Annotated in this window: 14 protein-coding genes; 5 read left to right on the top strand and 9 right to left on the bottom strand. The window is 60.1% G+C overall.

The genetic code is table 11. The features are described from left to right. Nucleotides 1-120 precede the first annotated feature (120 nt). Nucleotides 121-3,576: an ATP-binding protein gene (locus AC13RE_RS10145; RefSeq protein WP_488562820.1), complete on the bottom strand. Its 3,456-nt coding sequence runs from the start codon at nucleotides 3,574-3,576 to the stop codon at nucleotides 121-123. Continuing rightward, nucleotides 3,576-4,811, bottom strand: a complete 1,236-nt coding sequence (locus AC13RE_RS10140) for a metallophosphoesterase family protein (RefSeq protein WP_488562819.1) — start codon at nucleotides 4,809-4,811, stop codon at nucleotides 3,576-3,578. The genes AC13RE_RS10145 and AC13RE_RS10140 overlap by 1 nt, the downstream gene beginning before the upstream one ends. Nucleotides 4,812-5,034: 223 nt before the next feature. Here AC13RE_RS10140 and AC13RE_RS10135 point away from each other — a divergent pair, with 223 nt between their 5' ends. Both AC13RE_RS10135 and AC13RE_RS10130 read left to right on the top strand, forming a co-directional pair. Next, complete coding sequence (locus AC13RE_RS10135; protein ID WP_488562818.1) at nucleotides 5,035-6,021, top strand: aldo/keto reductase; 987 nt, start codon at nucleotides 5,035-5,037, stop codon at nucleotides 6,019-6,021. A 77-nt stretch (nucleotides 6,022-6,098) separates the two neighbouring features. Beyond that, nucleotides 6,099-6,836, top strand: coding sequence for an SDR family oxidoreductase (locus AC13RE_RS10130; protein WP_488562817.1), 738 nt, complete (start codon nucleotides 6,099-6,101; stop codon nucleotides 6,834-6,836). 105 nt (nucleotides 6,837-6,941) lie between these two features. Here AC13RE_RS10130 and AC13RE_RS10125 read toward each other — a convergent pair whose 3' ends face one another. Next, nucleotides 6,942-7,322 carry a winged helix-turn-helix transcriptional regulator gene (locus tag AC13RE_RS10125; protein ID WP_488562816.1) on the bottom strand — a complete coding sequence of 127 codons (381 nt, stop codon included), beginning with the start codon at nucleotides 7,320-7,322 and terminating at the stop codon, nucleotides 6,942-6,944. 152 nt (nucleotides 7,323-7,474) lie between these two features. On the opposite strand from AC13RE_RS10125, the gene AC13RE_RS10120 reads away from it, so the two are divergent. Both AC13RE_RS10120 and AC13RE_RS10115 read left to right on the top strand, forming a co-directional pair. Continuing rightward, a complete protein-coding gene (locus AC13RE_RS10120; protein ID WP_488562815.1) occupies nucleotides 7,475-7,864 on the top strand; it encodes a DoxX family protein in 390 nt (129 codons plus the stop codon). A 24-nt stretch (nucleotides 7,865-7,888) separates the two neighbouring features. Beyond that, nucleotides 7,889-8,632, top strand: a complete 744-nt coding sequence (locus AC13RE_RS10115; RefSeq protein ID WP_488562814.1) for an SDR family NAD(P)-dependent oxidoreductase — start codon at nucleotides 7,889-7,891, stop codon at nucleotides 8,630-8,632. 157 nt (nucleotides 8,633-8,789) lie between these two features. Here AC13RE_RS10115 and hupB read toward each other — a convergent pair whose 3' ends face one another. From hupB to clpP, 4 genes are all read right to left on the bottom strand, one after another. Next, entirely contained in the window at nucleotides 8,790-9,065 is a 276-nt protein-coding gene (gene hupB, locus AC13RE_RS10110; RefSeq protein ID WP_015339480.1) for a DNA-binding protein HupB, read from the bottom strand. Between the two features lie 201 nt (nucleotides 9,066-9,266). Continuing rightward, nucleotides 9,267-11,687: an endopeptidase La gene (gene lon / locus AC13RE_RS10105; protein WP_132716332.1), complete on the bottom strand. Its 2,421-nt coding sequence runs from the start codon at nucleotides 11,685-11,687 to the stop codon at nucleotides 9,267-9,269. A gap of 419 nt (nucleotides 11,688-12,106) precedes the next feature. After that, nucleotides 12,107-13,384 carry an ATP-dependent Clp protease ATP-binding subunit ClpX gene (gene clpX / locus AC13RE_RS10100; protein WP_015339478.1) on the bottom strand — a complete coding sequence of 426 codons (1,278 nt, stop codon included), beginning with the start codon at nucleotides 13,382-13,384 and terminating at the stop codon, nucleotides 12,107-12,109. A gap of 297 nt (nucleotides 13,385-13,681) precedes the next feature. Continuing rightward, a complete protein-coding gene (gene clpP, locus AC13RE_RS10095; protein WP_015339477.1) occupies nucleotides 13,682-14,314 on the bottom strand; it encodes an ATP-dependent Clp endopeptidase proteolytic subunit ClpP in 633 nt (210 codons plus the stop codon). Nucleotides 14,315-14,717: 403 nt separating this feature from the next. Between clpP and AC13RE_RS10090 the strand changes: the two genes are divergently transcribed. After that, nucleotides 14,718-15,971, top strand: coding sequence for a GGDEF domain-containing protein (locus AC13RE_RS10090; protein WP_488562813.1), 1,254 nt, complete (start codon nucleotides 14,718-14,720; stop codon nucleotides 15,969-15,971). Nucleotides 15,972-16,106: 135 nt separating this feature from the next. Here the strand turns inward: AC13RE_RS10090 and pstB are convergent, their stop codons facing one another. Next, nucleotides 16,107-16,940, bottom strand: a complete 834-nt coding sequence (pstB, locus tag AC13RE_RS10085; protein ID WP_132716705.1) for a phosphate ABC transporter ATP-binding protein PstB — start codon at nucleotides 16,938-16,940, stop codon at nucleotides 16,107-16,109. A 29-nt stretch (nucleotides 16,941-16,969) separates the two neighbouring features. Then, complete coding sequence (gene pstA / locus AC13RE_RS10080) at nucleotides 16,970-17,821, bottom strand: phosphate ABC transporter permease PstA (RefSeq protein WP_488483397.1); 852 nt, start codon at nucleotides 17,819-17,821, stop codon at nucleotides 16,970-16,972. Nucleotides 17,822-17,825: the final 4 nt, after the last annotated feature.

The raw sequence follows: 17,825 nt of genomic DNA, 5'->3' as shown, positions 1-17,825 counted from the left end.
TTTCCGCTTTTCTTCGAATCGCGAAAACGCTCTATCTTCTTGTTTTTACGCAGTTCCGGACGTAAAACCGCTTCGCACTTTTGCTGGAACAGCTATAGCCCGATCCGGGACCGTTCCTCGTCAAAGCTGGATCAGATCGAGACCCCGACCGATCTCGCTCTTAGCGAGCTCGACTACGCTCTTCTCATGGGTAAACAGGATCGTCTGGAAACGATCGGCCGTCGCAGCCAGCACCTGTAGACCGGCGCTGACGCGCTCGTCGTCGAACGTCTGGAAAATATCGTCGACGATTAGCGGCGCAGGCTCGTTGCGAGCGGAATAATCTTCGAGGAATGCCAGCCGCAGCGCGAGATAAAGCTGATCGCCAGTTCCCTCGCTCAAGCCGTCAAGCGGCACACGCTCGCCTGCCGCACGCTCGGCCAGCAATTGTAGCGTGTCGCTTTCATCATGCGCTTCGACAAGACGGGAGAAACGACCGCCGGTCAGCTGCGAGAACAACTCGCCCGCCCGTCTGATGACGGGATCGGCCTGCTTTTCGCGATAGGCTTCCATCGAGCCGGCCAGCATTCGCGCTGCGATCTTGAGGACAACCCATTGCCGCGCAAGGTCTTTTGCCTCCTGCTCAGCCGCAAGCCTCTCGAAAACCGCGTATTCTGCGCTGACGCCGGTTTCCAGGGCCTGTCGTTGGCGGCGGTTCTCAGCCAGCCGGGCCGAAAGCTCACCATGCATGGCGAACTGCCGCTGATCCTCCTCGGTCAACCGCTCAATTTCAAGATCGGCTGCAACCCGCTCAAAGCCGGCGAGCTCGGCGCGAAGCTCGTCTTCGGCCTTGCCGTCAGCCTGCTGGCGGAATCGATCGCGGCTTTCGGCAAGCCGTGCGGCGAGACGCGCACGTTCGCGCAGCCGCAAGAGCAGTGCAGGCAGATCGTCGACACCGCGAAGATCCGCGGTTAGCTGGTCGAGTTCGACGGCAACGGCGGCGAGCGCTGCCTCCTGGCGTGTTACCATGCCCTGCCAGCGCTGCCGCTCCTCTTCGAGGCCGTCGCGCTTTTTCAGCTCTCCGCGCATGGCGTTGACACGGGTATGCAGCGCCTCGGCAGAGGCATCCGGCGGCAGATGGTCCAGCTCATAGCCGCTGTTGGCGGCAAGCGTCGCCAGCCGCCGCTCGAAATCGGCCATGTCGCGGCGCATGCCGGTAACCCGGCGTAGACGGTTCTCCCGCTCCGCCAGGACGTCGGGCAGTTCCTGCCATGCTTTCAGGGCAACATTCGCCATCTCCAGGGTCGTGTCGGACGGCAGCCGAAGCAGTTCGACGGCCTTGGCGAAGGCGCCGTGCCAAGCGACCTGCTGACGTTCCAAGAGCTGTTGCTGATCGTCGAAGCGAGCCAGCCGGTCACGCGCGGCCCCGATCTCGCCTTCCCGCGTGCGGCTTTCGCTCCAGCGCTCCGAAAGAAGGCGCAGATGCTTGCGCAAGCCTTCCGCAATCGCGGCCGGCGGAAGGCGACCGCTCTTGTAGCCGGTCGCCTCGACGATATCCTGCAGGGCGGGCAAGACCCGCCCTTCCGCCAGTGCATTCTCATCCCGTTGATCGACTAAATCCCGCAAAGCCTTGCGCTCGCGTCGCAGCAGCTCCACTCCGCGGCGCCATTCCAGCATCGTCGATGGATCGAGGGCATCGACGCCACAGGGTTCAAAAAGCGCCGCGAAGGCTGCCTGGGCATCCTTCAGCGATTTCTCGCAGCTCTTCAGCCGTCCAGAAGCCTCTTCCCGCTCCCGCAGCAGACGCGCCTGCCGCAAACGATAGTCGGCGTGGCGCGCGACACGATCCGCATCGCTCAGGGCGGCATCGGCCAGACGGTCCGCCTCGGCCACACTGACGGTCAATCCCGCTAGAATCTTCGCTTCCGGGGCCGCACCGCCCTTCCATTTTTTCTGGATGGAGGACCATTGGGCATCACGGCTTTCGCGCTCGGCGACGATCTGTTCGCGCGTAACAACCGGCCCGGTGCGCTCGGCATCCGCGAGGATTCGCTCTATCTCCGCCAGCTGCTCATCATAAGTCTGCAGCTTGCTGGTGGCATCGCGCACCTTCGATCGAGCGGCGTCGATCGCATCGCGATGTCCCGTAATCTCCGTCGCTTCCGGAAGCGGCACAGAAAACAATACATCGATGTCACCGATCGGCGGCTGCAGCCGTCCGGCCGCCTCGTGAAGATCGGCCTCGGTGCGGCGTATCTGGGTTTCCAGCCCATCAAGGCGAGCCAAGGCGGAGAGATCGCTGCCCAAAGCCTCAAGCTGGTCAATATAAGGTCTCGGATCGATCAGTCGTCCGTTAAGGCTGTCCCTCTCCAGCGCGGTAAGCTGCCTGCGCTCGCTGTCAGCTTGCTCGGCAAGGGACTGCATCTGCCGCGCGAGCTGCCGGCCTTCGTCCACCAGTTCGGACAGGCGCGCGCGGTCGATGTCACTCGGCTGCTGCCGCTCCAGTTCGGCCTCGGCAAGACCGAGACGGCGCGCAAGCTGGGATAGCGTCGTGTCGTAGCCAGCGAGTTCCTGATCGACGCGCGGCAGGTCCTGCCGTTGAGCACGGTAGTTGCCGGTATCTGCAAAGAGCTGGGTGATATCGCCCGACATCTGGAGCAGCGCTTCATCGACGTGAACACGCGCGAGGTCTTCCTCGGCACGCACAACGGCTTGTTGAGCACGGCGCAGTTCCTCTTCGCCCGTCTGTTTATCGCGCAGCTTCTGTTCAAGCCGGTCGGCGAAACCGTTCGGTATGGCGGCGAGATCGGAAAGACCGTCGAGTGCAAGGGCTTCCGCATCGATCTCGGCAAGCAACGGCTGCAGAGTCTTCAGCCGCTTCAGCCGGTCCAGCGCCTCGCGCGTGCCGCGGCGCTCCGCCTGCAGGCGCTCCAGCTCCGCTTCCAATTCGGACGCCTCGGCAAGAAGCTTCTTCCAGTCGCCGGATTTCAGCTCGTTGTCCCGCTCAGCCTTACGGGCATCCTCATAGCGATCGAGAGCCTGGTAGAAGCCGCGGTCCTTCGAACGTCGGGCTGCATAGATGCCGTCAGCCTCCGCTTCCAGCGACTGGCGCAAGCGCGACAGACCGGTAAGCCCGGAAGCTGCAGAAAACAGCAGGCTGCCGATCTCGCCGCCGCTGCGCAGCATGGCAGTCGCACCCTGCCGCAGCCGCTGTGAATCGAGGCCGAAGGCGCGCTCGAAGACATCACGGCTCAGATTGCCGAGGAAGGGCGCAAGCGCATCGTCGGCCAGCGCCGTCTCCTTGTCATCGGGCGCGAGAAGCGTTCCCTTGCGGCCACGGCGGCGGCGAAAACTTAAGCGTGCGCCATCGCGCGCGCTGAGATCGGCGCCGATCCGCAGGGTATTCGGCTCATGCAGGAAGCTTTGCTCGGCAGCGGCCGGGAAACCGAAGAGAAGATCTGAGATCGCGCTTAAAGCCGAGGATTTACCCGCCTCGTTCGGACCGTAGATCACATGCAGCCGTGCATCGGCGCGAAAATCAATGACGCGGTCGGTCAACGCGCCGTAACGGAGGATATCGAGCCGGGTGAAGCGCATCAGGCAGCCCCCTGCCCGCGCGCCAGCAGCAATTGCCGCGCCTCTTCGATGAGGGTTTCGCTGCTGTCATCAAGCGGGGTATCGGTAGCACCGAGGCCGCCCGGCAGGCGCATGGCGATCTCATCGATCAACCGGGCCGCCTCCGCCGCAATATCCGCATCGCCAGCGTGCTCCGCCAAAAGCTGGCGCAGATCGAGCGCACCGTCCGCCTCCGCCGATCTTTCCGGCGGCGGCTCAAGCCGCAGTTCCAGCTTTTCCAGCCAGATATCCTCATGCACGCGATGACAGGCGGCTTCCACCTCGTCGCGCCATTGCTGGCGGTTGGCAGCGATCGCACCCTGCAGCGGCGTTACGCCGGAAAGCCGCACACGCAGCGCGGTCATGCGACTCGCCATCTCATCGGCAATCGGCTGCACCGCCTGCTCCACATGACGCAGGATCGCCGCCTGATCGTCCTCCGGTTCAACGACGATATCGACTTGCGCAAAGCGCGCCTCATCGACGATCAGACGCTCATGATCGATCCGCCCGTCTTCGACTGTCACCAGCACCGCGCCCTTGGCGCCGCGCTCGCGAATATTGCGGCCCTGCAGATTGCCGGGAAAAATGACGAGCGGGTCCTGCGCCACCACTTCAAAGTCATGCACATGGCCGAGCGCCCAGTAATCATAGCCGCGCGAGCGCAGATCATCGACGGAACACGGCGCATAGGGCGCATGCGGCTCGCGGCCGGTGAGCGAGGTATGCAGAATGCCGATGTTGAACCAGCCGGAGACGGGTGCCGGATATGTGATCGCCAGATTGTCATTGGCAGAGCGTTCGGCAAAGCCCTGGCCGTGCAGCGCCACCTTCAGTGCTTCCAGCCTGACACTGCCTGGCTTGCCGGTCGGAAATTCATGGACGTTTGATGGCAGAGTGATGGTCTTGGTGATGACGCTTGCCGCATCGTGATTGCCGCGCAGCAAATAGACCGGGATACCCGCCCGCTCCAGCCGCGCCATTTCGCGATTGAAGAACAGGCCAATCTTGTTGTCCTTCCAGTCACCATCGTAGACGTCGCCGGCAATGACGAAGAAATCGACGCGCTTTTCGATCGCCAAGCTCACCAACATCGAGAACGCCTTGCGGCTCGCTTCGACGAAGATCGCCGCGACGGCGGCATCCTTCAAGGCCAGCCCCTGAAACGGACTGCCAAGATGCAGATCGGCGGCGTGAATGAAGCTGAAAGAGGGCATGGGCTCCGATAGCGGTCAGAAATCCGATCTCTCCTTTTAAGGAAACGAAGGCGCTGTGAATACCGCACCGGCGGCTTCATCCAACGGTTTCGTAAGCCGGCCAGCGCCTGCCATGTTTCTCAGTCACGCGATTGCGATCCTCGATCGCCAATGTGCGCTTGTGGCCCTGTCGGACGGCTGCTACTGCGCTATCATCTTACGAATAAAAGAGAGGAGACTTTTCATGAGACATCATGCCTTTGGACGGACGCCCTTTATCGTGACCGATGTCGGTTTCGGGGCCTGGCAGATCGGCGGCGCATGGGGCGATGTCAGCGAGGCCGACGGTCGCGCGGCGTTAAATGCCGCTCTCGATGCCGGCATGACCTTCATCGACACCGCCGACGTCTATGGCGACGGCCGCTCGGAAAAGATCATCGCCGATGTGCTGAAGGCGCGTGGCGGCGAGCGCCCGATGGTGGCGACCAAGGCCGGCCGCCGGCTGAACCCGCATGTCGCCGACGGCTATACCAAGGCCAACCTTGAGGGCTTCATCGATCGCAGCCTGAAGAACCTCGGCGTCGAGAGCCTTGATCTCGTGCAGCTTCACTGCCCGCCGACCGAAGTCCTCTATCGTCCGGAGGTTTTTGCCGGTCTCGACGAGTTGCAGAAGGCCGGCAAGATCAAGGGATACGGTGTCAGCGTCGAGAAGGTCGAGGAAGCGCTGAAGGCGATCGAATATCCGGGCGTGCTCAGCATCCAGATCATCTACAACATCTTCCGCCAGCGTCCCGACCATCTGTTCTTCAAGGAAGCTAAGCGCAAGAACGTCGCCGTCATCGCCCGCGTTCCCCTCGCCTCCGGCCTGCTCTCCGGCAAGATCACCCGCGACACGCAATTTGCCAGCGACGACCATCGTAATTTCAACCGTCATGGCGAGGCCTTCGATGTCGGCGAAACCTTTGCGGGCGTGCCGTTCGAAGTTGGTCTGCAGGCCGTGGAAGAAGTGCGCAAGCTGGTTCCGGCCGGCGCCAGCATGGCTGCCTTTGCACTCCGCTGGATCCTGATGAATGACGCCGTCACCGTCGTCATTCCGGGTGCGCGCAATGCCGAGCAGGCCAAGGCCAATGCCGCCGCGGCCGACCTCCCTCCGCTTTCGGCCGATGTCATGGCGGCAACGCGCGAAATCTACGAGCGACTGATTGCACCGCACGTTCATCATCGCTGGTAAGGCCATTTTGGCATGAATAGCCGGGACCCCGTTCCGGCTATTCGAAGATCAGTTCGAAACCGAGGAGGAGGAAGAGAATGAAGGTAGCGCTGGTAACGGGGGCATCGCGCGGCCTTGGCGCCGTAATCGCCTTGCAGCTCGCTGAGGCTGGCTGGGCCGTCGCCGTCAATTATGCGAGCGACACTCAGGGGGCCGAGAAGATCGTCGATACCATTCGGCAGCATGGTGGGCAGGCTTATGCCGCAAAATTCAGCGTGATCGACAAGGACCAGCTTGTGGACGGTCTGGAAAAAATCATAGCATCGCTCGGACCGGTCGATCTCATCGTCAACAATGCGACCGGCCCTCAGCCGGAAATGCCGCTCATGGAGCAATCCTGGCGGACCTATCTCGATCAGCTCGAGTTCTTCGTCAAGGCACCTCTGGAGCTGCTCCAAGCCGTGCTCCCCGATTGGCGGGCGCGCAAATCCGGCCGCGTTATCAATATCGGCTCCGAAGTCGCTGAGCTCGGCAATCCGAATTTCGGCAATTATGCCGCTGCCAAGGGCGCTATGCTCTCGATGACGCGCTCTTGGGCGAGAGAGCTCGCGCCAGAAGGCATTACCGTCAATCTCATCGCGCCTGGCTGGATTCCGGTCGAGCGTCATGCCGGTGCCTCGCAGCAGGTAAAGGACGGCTATCTCGCACAGACGCCCCTTGCCCATTTCGGCAGGCCGGAAGATATCGCCGATGCCGTCGTCTTCCTCGCCTCGAGCAAGGCAGATTTCATCACCGGCCAGAAACTCGCGATCAATGGCGGCCGGACGCTGCTCTGACTCTGCACTTCGGTAGCAAAGCTCATCAGCCGAAGCTGTGGTCGTGGCGCTGCCTCGCACCTCAAGCAGTCATCCGACGCCGGCTCCGCGGTTTGGAGCAGGCATCTATTTTCTCGTGGTCTGTTTTCGGCCGCGAGTTGTCGTTCTCTCGGGTATGCTTTCCCCGTACTCGTTCCACCATGCCATCAAGGCTTCCATGGTCGGTCCAAGCCCGCTTGCCTTCGCAGTGATCTCATACTCTACGCGAGGCGGAACTTCGGCGAAGACTGTGCGCGAGACAAGGCCATCCGCCTCCAGCTCCCGCAATTGCGCGGTCAGCATGTGCTGGGTGATGCCCGGAATCGCCTTACGCAGCTCGTTAAATCGATAGATCCGGTGGTTGAGAAGCCACATGATTTCCAGCTTCCATTTCCCCGAGAGCAGCGCGAATGCGCGGCGCATCCCCTCATGCATATTGATGCCTGGCTCATTAGTCTGGTTTTCCATACTTACCACGCCAAATTCATCCTACTTGTATAGATTCATTTAATACCACATTTTCAATCCGCATACCGGAGAAATGGCGGATCGCTATTCCGGACATCGAAAATCTTGAACGGAACAAGCTGCCGGAGCCATCCGGCGGCAACGGATATCCCATGTCTGAATTCTATGTTTACTGGGCCGCGACAGCCCTGCTTGTCCTGCTGTATCTGGCCTCTGCCGTGACCTACGTCGTCAAAACCGAGTGGGTACGGCAAACGATCCTCGGGTACGGCTACCCCGGCTATCTCGTCCACCTTCTGACTTTCGTGAAGCTCGCTGCCATCGCCGCTATTCTATCGCGGTTCAACGTCGCCATCAGCGATCTGGCCTATGCGGGCATGTTGTTTCACCTCCTGCTTTCCGGACTTGCCCACATAGGCGTCCGAAAACCCTCAGGCGCTCTGCCGGCTGCAGTGGGATTGGCATTGCTCGCGGCCTCCTTCGCCACGCAGAACGCGGGACGCGAAACTCCCTCGCCATACGCCCTTGCGCAGGCGCTCTGATTGCTCAAACCGAAAGGACATCAAATGGGAAAGCTAACTGGAAAAGTGGCTATCGTCGCCGTTGCCGGCAGGGGCATCGGACGTGCCACGGCGGAACTCTTTGCGGCGGAAGGCGCGAAGGTCGCGGTATTGTCGCTCACCCCAGCCAACGTGAATGCGGTCGTCGCTCACATCCAATCCAAGGGAGGAACCGCGCTCGGCCTGGTCTGTGACCTCAGTTACGGCGAGCAGATCACCGAGGCAGTGGCAAAGGTGGTGCGGACATTCGGAGGGATCGATATTCTGGTGAATGTCGCATTCGACCCGACGGTCGTTCACTCCTCGATCCTCGATCTCTCCGTAGAACAATTGCAACGCAACTTCGATATGGGCCCGATTGCATATCTGCGAACCATGCAGGCCTGCTATCCATACCTGAAAGCCAGCGGAGAAGGCCGTGTGATCAACTTTGCGTCTCTGGCAGGCATTCTCGGCATGTCCCCTTACGGGCCATACAACCTCGCCAAGGAGGCCGTACGTGCTCTTACGAGGTCCGCTGCCCGCGAATGGGGTCCGGACAATATCACCGTCAATAACCTCCTGCCCGTAGCCAACACTTGGGGCGCAGGACCCGACATTCCTCCACCAACGAATGCCCTTGGCCGCTTTGGCTCGCCCGAAGACGATGCCGCACCCGTTGTCCTGTTCCTTGCCAGCAGCGATTCGAGATTCATCACGGGCTCAAGTCTGACGCCCGATGGTGGCCAGATCATCGACAGCGCCCGATAGCTCCCATTGGAGCCCCGCATGAACACATCGGTGTTCATCCGGCCCGATGCGGGATGGTGATTGCGGATCGGAAATCACCCATAAAAAAGGGCCCGCTTTTGCGGGCCCCAATCTTGTCCACCCCGCGAGGCTAAAGCCTCGCAGCGGGTGAAACGAATTAGCTGTTGACCGAGTCCTTCAGGCCCTTGCCGGGCGTGAACTTCGGTACGTTACGAGCAGGAATATCGACCTCGGCGCCGGTGGACGGGTTACGGCCCTTGGTGGCTGCACGGTGAGAAACGGTGAAGCTGCCGAAACCAGCAAGGCGAATGTCGCCGCCCTTCTTCAGTTCGGCCTGGACAGTATCAAAAACAGCGTCGACAGCGGAAGCAGCGTCAGCCTTCGTGATACCGGCCTTCTCGGCCACTGCGGACACGAGCTCATTCTTGTTCATGTTTCCACCCCTTTCTCTGGTATGAAACGACTTATCAGTAAGCGGGGTGCAAATAGGAATGCTCTTACCCGCCGCAACCCCAAAAGCCCTGCAAATCAAGGAAAAGCAAGCGTTGGCATACGCTTTTCACAAAAAAGACCGGCAAAAATGCCGGTCTTTTCGTCCATTTATGTCAATTCGACAGAATTGAGGCGAAGGGGCTCAATGAGCGATGGTAGAACCCACTTCGTCGACGCCTTCGACCGTTGCGATCACAGGCGTTTCCACGGTGCCATCCCACTCGATCGGCTCAGGACGGCGAACAAGCGCGTGCTTGATCACCTCGCCCATGCGCGACACGGGGATGATTTCCATGCTGTTCTTCACGTTGTCCGGAATCTCCGCCAGATCCTTGGCGTTTTCTTCCGGGATCAGCACCTTCTTGATGCCGCCGCGCAGTGCTGCGAGCAGCTTTTCCTTCAGGCCGCCGATCGGCAGCACACGGCCGCGCAGCGTGATTTCACCCGTCATGGCAACATCCTTGGAAACCGGGATGCCGGTCATGATCGAGACGATTGCGGTTGCCATGGCGACACCGGCCGACGGACCATCCTTCGGCGTCGCACCTTCCGGCACGTGCACGTGGATGTCGCTCTTATCGAAGCGAGGCGGCTCGATGCCGAAATCGACAGCGCGCGAGCGGACGTAGGAGGCCGCCGCCGAGATCGATTCCTTCATGACTTCCTTCAGGTTGCCGGTGACCGTCATGCGGCCCTTGCCCGGCATCATCACGCCTTCGATCGTCAGCAGCTCGCCGCCGACTTCAGTCCAGGCAAGACCGGTGACAACACCGACCTGATCGTCGCGCTCGGCTTCGCCATGGCGGAAGCGCGGCACGCCGAGATAGTCGGAAATATTCTCCGCCGTAACGGCAACCGACTTCACCTTGCCCTTGATGATCTCGGTGACCGCCTTGCGGGCAAGCTTCATCAATTCGCGCTCGAAGTTACGAACACCGGCTTCGCGGGTGTACTGCTGGCTAATCGCCATCAGGGCACCGTCGGTGACCGAGAATTCCTCCGGCTGCAACGCATGTTCCTTGATGGCCTTCGGCAGCAGGTGCCGCTTGGCGATCTCGCGCTTTTCATCTTCGGTATAGCCGGCGATACGGATGACTTCCATGCGGTCCATCAAGGGCGCAGGGATATTCAGCGTATTCGCCGTCGTGATGAACATCACATCCGACAGGTCATATTCGACTTCCAGGTAGTGATCCATGAAGGTCGAGTTCTGCGCCGGATCCAGCACTTCAAGCAGAGCCGAAGACGGATCGCCGCGATAGTCCTGGCCGAGCTTGTCGATCTCGTCGAGCAGGAACAGCGGGTTGGACTTCTTCGCCTTCTTCATCGACTGGATGACCTTGCCGGGCATCGAGCCGATATAGGTGCGGCGGTGACCGCGGATCTCGGCTTCGTCGCGAACGCCGCCAAGCGCCATGCGGACATACTCACGGCCGGTCGCCTTGGCGATCGACTGGGCGAGCGAGGTCTTGCCGACGCCCGGAGGGCCGACGAGGCACAGGATCGGGCCTTTGATCTTCGTCGCGCGAGCCTGGACGGCCAGATATTCGACGATGCGTTCCTTGACCTTTTCCAGGCCGAAATGATCCGCTTCGAGGATCTTCTCGGCATTGTTCAGGTCGGTCTTGATCTTCGACTTCTTGTGCCAGGGGATGCCCAGCAGCCAGTCGAGATAGTTGCGCACAACAGTCGCTTCAGCCGACATCGGGCTCATCTGCCTGAGCTTCTTCAGCTCGGCATCGGCCTTTTCCTTGGCTTCCTTCGACAGCTTGGTCTTGGAGATGCGCTCTTCCAGTTCGGCCATCTCGTCACGGCCTTCTTCGCCGTCGCCGAGCTCCTTCTGGATCGCCTTCATCTGCTCGTTCAGATAGTATTCGCGCTGCGTCTTCTCCATCTGGCGCTTGACGCGCGAGCGGATGCGCTTCTCGACCTGCAGAACCGAAATCTCGCCTTCCATGAAGCCGAGCGCCTTTTCCAGGCGAGCCTTGACGCTGGTGGTTTCCAGCATTTCCTGCTTTTCGGTGATCTTGATCGAAAGATGCGATGCAACGGTGTCCGCCAGCTTCGAATAATCATCGATCTGGCTGGCTGCACCGACCACTTCCGGCGAAATCTTCTTGTTGAGCTTCACATAGCTCTCGAATTCGGAAACGACGGAGCGGCTCAAAGCTTCGAGCTCGACCTGGTCTTCTTCCGGCTCATGCAGGACATGGCCAAGGGCTTCGTAGAAGTCTTCACGGCCGGTATATTCGTCGATTTCTGCGCGCGCACGGCCTTCCACCAGCACCTTGACGGTGCCGTCGGGCAGTTTCAGCAGCTGCAGGACATTTGCAACGGTACCGACCTTGTGGATGGCGTCCGGCGCGGGATCGTCATCGCTGGCATTGATCTGGGTGACGAGCATGATCTGCTTGTCCGAACCCATGACCTCTTCCAGCGCGCGAATGGATTTCTCCCGTCCGACGAACAGAGGCACGATCATGTGGGGGAAGACCACGATGTCGCGCAACGGCAATACCGGATAGGCAATGCTGTCGTGTGCCGCAGACGTTTTCTTACTCATGTCATTTCCTTTCCGTCGTCCCGTTCCCGGGCTCTCTGCCGGCTTGGGGGAGTTAGCCGGCTCTCTCACTTGGTAAACAAGTGGAGCTTCACACTGCCTATTTCAAGTCACAGGAAACGCCCGCCAGAAGGCAACGATCCCGCATATCCGCAAGGAGGAACGCAACAACAAAACACCAAAGCCCGACAACTCGAACGCTGCCGGCGACGTTAAGATCCGAAGAAAAACGCCGGGCCTACGCCCTGTCCGCCTCGTGCTCCAGAATCATGCCATCATGGCTGCAGCAGGGGCTCTTCACAACCGGTTCCGACGGCATTCCCTTAAGCTTATCCAAGACTTTATCAGCAAACCGTGCGATTTTTCAAACAGAAAGGGGCCCGTCAATGACGAGCCCCCGATTCGTGATCACGGATGATGGATCAGGCCGTTGCGTTGGCCTTCTCCTCCTGCCGGTCGGCATAGATGTAGAGCGGGCGGGCCGAGCCGCGAACCACTTCCTCGGAAATGACCACTTCGCGCACGCCTTCCAGCGCCGGTAGCTCGAACATGGTATCGAGGAGGATCTTCTCCATGATGGAACGCAGACCACGGGCACCCGTCTTGCGGACGATCGCCCTGCGGGCGATTTCGCGCAGCGCGTCCTCGTGGAAGGTCAGCTCGACATCTTCCATCTCGAACAGGCGCTGATACTGCTTCACCAGCGCGTTCTTCGGCTCGGACAGGATCTGGATCAGCGCATCCGCGTCCAGATCTTCCAGCGTCGCCAGAACGGGCAGACGGCCGATGAATTCCGGGATGAGACCGAACTTCACCAGATCTTCCGGCTCCAGCTCGCGCAGCACTTCGCCGACGCGGCGGTCATCCGGTGCCTTGACGGTCGCGCCGAAGCCGATCGAGGTCTTCTCGCCGCGGGCGGAGATGATCTTGTCGAGGCCGGCAAACGCACCGCCGCAGATGAAGAGGATGTTGGTCGTGTCCACCTGCAGGAATTCCTGCTGCGGATGCTTGCGGCCGCCCTGCGGGGGAACCGAAGCCACCGTGCCTTCCATAATCTTCAGAAGCGCCTGCTGCACGCCCTCGCCCGAGACGTCGCGCGTGATCGACGGATTGTCCGACTTGCGGGAAATCTTGTCGACTTCGTCGATGTAGACGATACCGCGCTGTGCGCGCTCGACGTTGTAGTCGGCAGCCTGCAGCAGCTTCAGGATGATGTTTTCGACGTCTTCGCCGACATAGCCTGCTTCGGTCAGCGTCGTCGCATCGGCCATGGTGAAGGGCACGTCGATGATGCGGGCGAGCGTCTGGGCAAGATAGGTCTTGCCGCAGCCGGTCGGGCCGACGAGCATGATGTTCGACTTCGCCAGCTCGACGTCACCGTTCTTCGATGCGTGAGCGAGCCGCTTGTAATGGTTGTGAACGGCTACGGAGAGGATCTTCTTCGCCTGCCGCTGGCCGATGACGTATTCGTCAAGAACCTTGATGATGTCCTGCGGGGTCGGAACACCATCACGAGACTTCACCATCGAGGATTTGTTTTCCTCGCGGATGATGTCCATGCATAGCTCGACGCACTCGTCGCAGATGAATACGGTCGGTCCGGCAATCAACTTCCGGACTTCATGCTGGCTCTTACCGCAGAACGAACAATAAAGCGTGTTCTTTGAGTCGCCGCCGTTGCTGCCGCTGACTTTGCTCATATCACTTTCCTTCCAGCACGCCGCAAATTTCCAGCTTGAAATCGCGGTCCACTCTATGCGCCCGCCGGACCTGCCCCTCGTTTGCAGATCGCGGCGCCCTTCAGGGTACTGAACGCAGGCCAGGCAACCAAACCGGAACTGCGTGGCAACGATCCCCCTTCGAATGCCGAATGCTATGTCATAAAAACGCTACATAGCATTAATGCGTACTATTACCGCGTTCTGCTCCACATTAAACCCCTATTCGATCACAAATGGGATAGAACTGTGGCGTAGAAGTCACCGCCTAGTGGATAATCACGAGGCGGTTTCACCTTCTATTTCGGTACGCGACGTCAGCACCTTGTCGATCAGACCCCATTCCTTGGCCTCGTCAGAGGACATGAAATGGTCGCGATCGAGCGTCTGCTCGACCTCTTCGTAGGTCCGGCCGCAATGCTTGACGTAAACCTCATTGAGACGGCGCTTCATCTTGATGATGTCGCGTGCGTGGCGTTCGATGTCCGAAGCCTGGCCCTGGAAACCGCCCGAAGGCTGGTGAACCATGATCCGGGAATTCGGCGTTGCGAAACGCATGTCCTTGTCACCGGCGGCCAGAAGCAGCGATCCCATCGAGGCAGCCTGGCCGATGCAGAGCGTCGAAACGGCCGGCTTGATGAACTGCATCGTATCGTAGATTGCCATGCCGGCAGTGACGACGCCGCCCGGCGAATTGATATAAAGGGCGATTTCTTTCTTCGGGTTTTCGGCCTCAAGGAAGAGAAGCTGTGCGCACACCAGCGTCGCCATATGGTCTTCGACCGGTCCGGTCAGGAAAATGATGCGTTCCTTCAGCAGGCGGGAATAAATGTCATAAGACCGTTCCCCGCGGTTGGTCTGCTCGACAACCATCGGCACCAGAGCCATAGCTGTATCGACTGGATTTCTCATGTGCGTCCTTTATCAAACTTGTCCCGGCGACGGAAACGCCGGGAATCGGAGTAAAAATCCTTTACTCCTACATAGAGTGTCCCTGCCCTTCACTTCAAGACGCCCGAAAGCATAACGTCAAAAAGCTCTAATGACCCGCGAAGCGTTCACAAAGCATTTCTAACCGCGGCTCCTCGAATGCCAAGGTGCTGCAGCGACACGCAGGCTGCTACTCACCATATTTCCAGATCGCAAGGTGAAGGAAGCATGAAGGCCCGGATCGCACCGACGCATATCTTCAGCACAGGCAAAATTTACCAAGGCACTTAAGGAACTTGCCATCTTATTGGGCAAGGATGAAACGATCGCGGAAATCGTCGTGCTGCTTGCGCCGACGGCCCCAAAACAGCGGAGACGTCCGATCGTGCTGAATATGACCACAGGCCTGACCATCTGGTGCTCGGAAGCCATAACGCTGGCGACCGTTCTCCTTCTCGCCTGGCGGCATGATCGTAAATCCCCAGCCTATTTGATCTGGGCACTGGGTTTCACCGTCAGCGCCATAGGATTCGCGTTGGTGGCTGCTCGAGGTCTCATCCCCGATATATGGTCGATCCAGATCGGCAATGCCGTGGCCCTGCTCGGTGAGAGCGCCTGGATCGTCGGATTCCGCGTCTTGGACAGGCGCCGGCTGGAATGGTCCGCATTCCTGCCGCCGGCCATCTGGCTGATCGGCGTCAGCCTTCCCTGGGTCACCGGCGATTTCGCCAATCGCGTCATCGTCTATGATCTCGCGGGCGCAGTCGGCGCGACCTTGCTAGCTTTTGCCGTGCATCCAGGCGAGGGCCGACGGGAGCCGGCGCGCGGGCAACTCGGCATCGTCTTCGTGGCGCTCGCCTGCTTCTGTTTCGGTTCGGCTCTGTGGATGGTGCTTGCTGCCCCTTCACTGGAAGAGGCCATGATCTATCGCGGCTACATGGCGCTTGGCTACGGGCTGCTCGTCATCATCGCCATCGTTCTCAACGGCAAGCTTCTCATGGAACGCGCCGAGCGCCGCTGGCGGGCGATATCCATCACCGATACTCTAACGGGAGTTCTGAACCGGCGCGGGCTTCAGGAAAGTTACGAGATTCTCGTTGGCAAAGGCCAGCAACAACCGCAAAAACTTGCCGCCCTGCTGTTCGATCTCGATCATTTCAAGAAGATCAACGATCGCCATGGCCATCAGGCGGGCGATGCGGTGCTCGTCGAATTTGCCCGCATTGCCCGTCAGTTCGTGCCTCGCACCGGCGCATTCGGCAGAATGGGCGGGGAGGAATTCGTCGCCTTCGTTCCGATAGACGAGCAATCGCAGGCCGAAGCGTTGGCGGAAGCCATCCGCGCCGATTTCTGCCGCGTGCCGTTGCTTGCCGGCCGCACGCTGGTGCCGGCAACAGTCAGCATCGGCGTCGCGATCATGCCGCGCGACACCGTCAGCTGGGACCGGCTAGTCTCTTTCGCAGACCATGCGCTTTACGCCGCCAAGCGCGCAGGCCGCAACTGCACCATCGTCTTCAACGAAACTGAGACTGCCAGGGAGCCCGAAGCCGCATTTGCGGCGTACGAAGGCGAACTCGTGCCGACCCTCGACGACCAGATCCACGCCTTGCGGCGCATGGGTACACTCGCGAGGATGTGACCGCTTGTTCGGCGCATCCCATTCTATCGGCTTTGGTTTGACCCCATGGCCGCCCAACACGACGGCCATTCCCCAACGCAAAAAGCGCGCCTGAATAGCGCGCTTTCGCAAATTTGGCAGCAATGTCCAGCTGTATCAGCCGTAGCGACCGGTGATGTAATCTTCCGTGCGCTTGACCTTCGGCGCCTGGAAGATCTGCTCGGTCTGGCCGTATTCGATCAACTCACCAAGATACATGAAGGCAGTGCTGTCGGAGATACGGCTTGCCTGCTGCATGTTGTGCGTGACGATAACGATGGTGAAGTCGCCCTTCAGCTGCGACACGAGTTCTTCGACCTTAGCGGTCGAGATCGGGTCCAGAGCCGAGGTCGGTTCATCGAGCAGCAGGACTTCGGGACGAATGGCGATGGCGCGGGCGATGCAGAGGCGCTGCTGCTGCCCGCCGGAAAGGCCAAGTCCGCTCTGGTGCAGCTTGTCCTTGACTTCGCTCCACAGCGCCGTTTCCGTCAGCGCCGCTTCGACGCGGGCGTCCATTTCCGACTTGGAGACCTTCTCATAGAGGCGGATGCCGAAAGCGACGTTCTCATAGATCGACATGGGGAACGGCGTCGGCTTCTGGAACACCATGCCGACCTTGGCGCGCAGATCGTTCAGATCGACGTCCTTGGTGAGGATATTGCGGCCATCCAGCAGAATCTCGCCCGCAACCGTTTGCCCGGGATAGAGATCGTACATGCGGTTGAAGGTGCGCAGCAACGTGGACTTGCCGCAGCCCGAAGGGCCGATAAAGGCGGTGACCGCATTCTTGCGGATGTTCATATTCACGCTCTTCAGAACGCGATGGCCGTTCTGATAGGTGAAATCGAGGTTCTTCACCTCAAGCTTCGCCAGGCCGAGATCCGAATGGGAAGCAGCATCCTTCCCCGGCTGTGCGTTGACGCTCTGGAAATTGCTGTCGCTCATGTTCATGGTCTCATTCCTATCGTTCAGCGGCTGCGTCACTGGCGGCGCCCACTCAAGACACGGGCAAGGATGTTAAGCGCAAGGATGGCAACGGTGATAATCAGCGCGCCGGCCCAGGCCAGTTGTTTGAGATCCTCACCGGCATCGGCGGCGAGCGTATTGATCGCAACCGGCAACGTGGCGATCGGACCGGTCAGGTCTGTATTCATGAATTTGCTGTAACCGGCCGTAAAGAGCAATGGCGCGGTTTCGCCGCTGATACGGGCGATGGCCAGCAGGATGCCGGTGAGGATTCCGGTCCAGGCGGAACGGTAAACCACCATCATCATGGATTTCCAGCGCGGAGCGCCGAGCGCTGCAGTCGCCTCACGAAGCGCGTTTGGCACCAGCAACAGCATGTCCTGTGTCGTGCGGTTGACGACCGGAAGCGCGATCAGCGCCAGCGCAAGGATGCCCGCGATAGCGGAGTTGCCATGCATAGGCACGACCACCGCGCCGTAGACGAACACGCCGATGATGATCGAGGGCGCGGACAGCAAGATGTCGTTGAGGAACTTGGCAGCCTCGGCAAGTTTGCTGCCGTTGGCATATTCCACAAGATAGGTGGCGGCAAGAATGCCGATCGGCGCGGCGATCACGATCGCGAGACCCGTGACCAGCACGGTGCCGTAGATCGCGTTGATCAGACCGCCGCGCGAGCCCTGGGCTGGGATCGACATGGTGAACACGTCGAGGCTGAGCGCCGATATGCCGCGATAAAGCAGGGTCGCAAGGATCACGCTGAGAAAGAAGATGCCGAGGACGGCCGCGATGAGGCACAAGACCATCATCACCCGGTTCTTCCCATAACGCCTCGACACGAGGTTCTGACGAATTGCATTGTCCATGGGT

The sequence above is a fragment of the Martinezella sp. CNPSo 3959 genome (genome assembly GCF_057784355.1).
Note: the sequence above shows the minus strand (reverse complement) of the source record. Positions and strands in the feature narration are given on the sequence as shown.

Coding starts and splice junctions, on each gene's coding strand:
- AC13RE_RS10145 (WP_488562820.1), bottom strand. CDS start 3,576: ATGCGCTTCACCCGGCTCGATATCCTCCGTTACGGCGCGTTGACCGAC.
- AC13RE_RS10140 (WP_488562819.1), bottom strand. CDS start 4,811: ATGCCCTCTTTCAGCTTCATTCACGCCGCCGATCTGCATCTTGGCAGT.
- AC13RE_RS10135 (WP_488562818.1), top strand. CDS start 5,035: ATGAGACATCATGCCTTTGGACGGACGCCCTTTATCGTGACCGATGTC.
- AC13RE_RS10130 (WP_488562817.1), top strand. CDS start 6,099: ATGAAGGTAGCGCTGGTAACGGGGGCATCGCGCGGCCTTGGCGCCGTA.
- AC13RE_RS10125 (WP_488562816.1), bottom strand. CDS start 7,322: ATGGAAAACCAGACTAATGAGCCAGGCATCAATATGCATGAGGGGATG.
- AC13RE_RS10120 (WP_488562815.1), top strand. CDS start 7,475: ATGTCTGAATTCTATGTTTACTGGGCCGCGACAGCCCTGCTTGTCCTG.
- AC13RE_RS10115 (WP_488562814.1), top strand. CDS start 7,889: ATGGGAAAGCTAACTGGAAAAGTGGCTATCGTCGCCGTTGCCGGCAGG.
- hupB (WP_015339480.1), bottom strand. CDS start 9,065: ATGAACAAGAATGAGCTCGTGTCCGCAGTGGCCGAGAAGGCCGGTATC.
- lon (WP_132716332.1), bottom strand. CDS start 11,687: ATGAGTAAGAAAACGTCTGCGGCACACGACAGCATTGCCTATCCGGTA.
- clpX (WP_015339478.1), bottom strand. CDS start 13,384: ATGAGCAAAGTCAGCGGCAGCAACGGCGGCGACTCAAAGAACACGCTT.
- clpP (WP_015339477.1), bottom strand. CDS start 14,314: ATGAGAAATCCAGTCGATACAGCTATGGCTCTGGTGCCGATGGTTGTC.
- pstB (WP_132716705.1), bottom strand. CDS start 16,940: ATGAACATGAGCGACAGCAATTTCCAGAGCGTCAACGCACAGCCGGGG.
- pstA (WP_488483397.1), bottom strand. CDS start 17,821: ATGGACAATGCAATTCGTCAGAACCTCGTGTCGAGGCGTTATGGGAAG.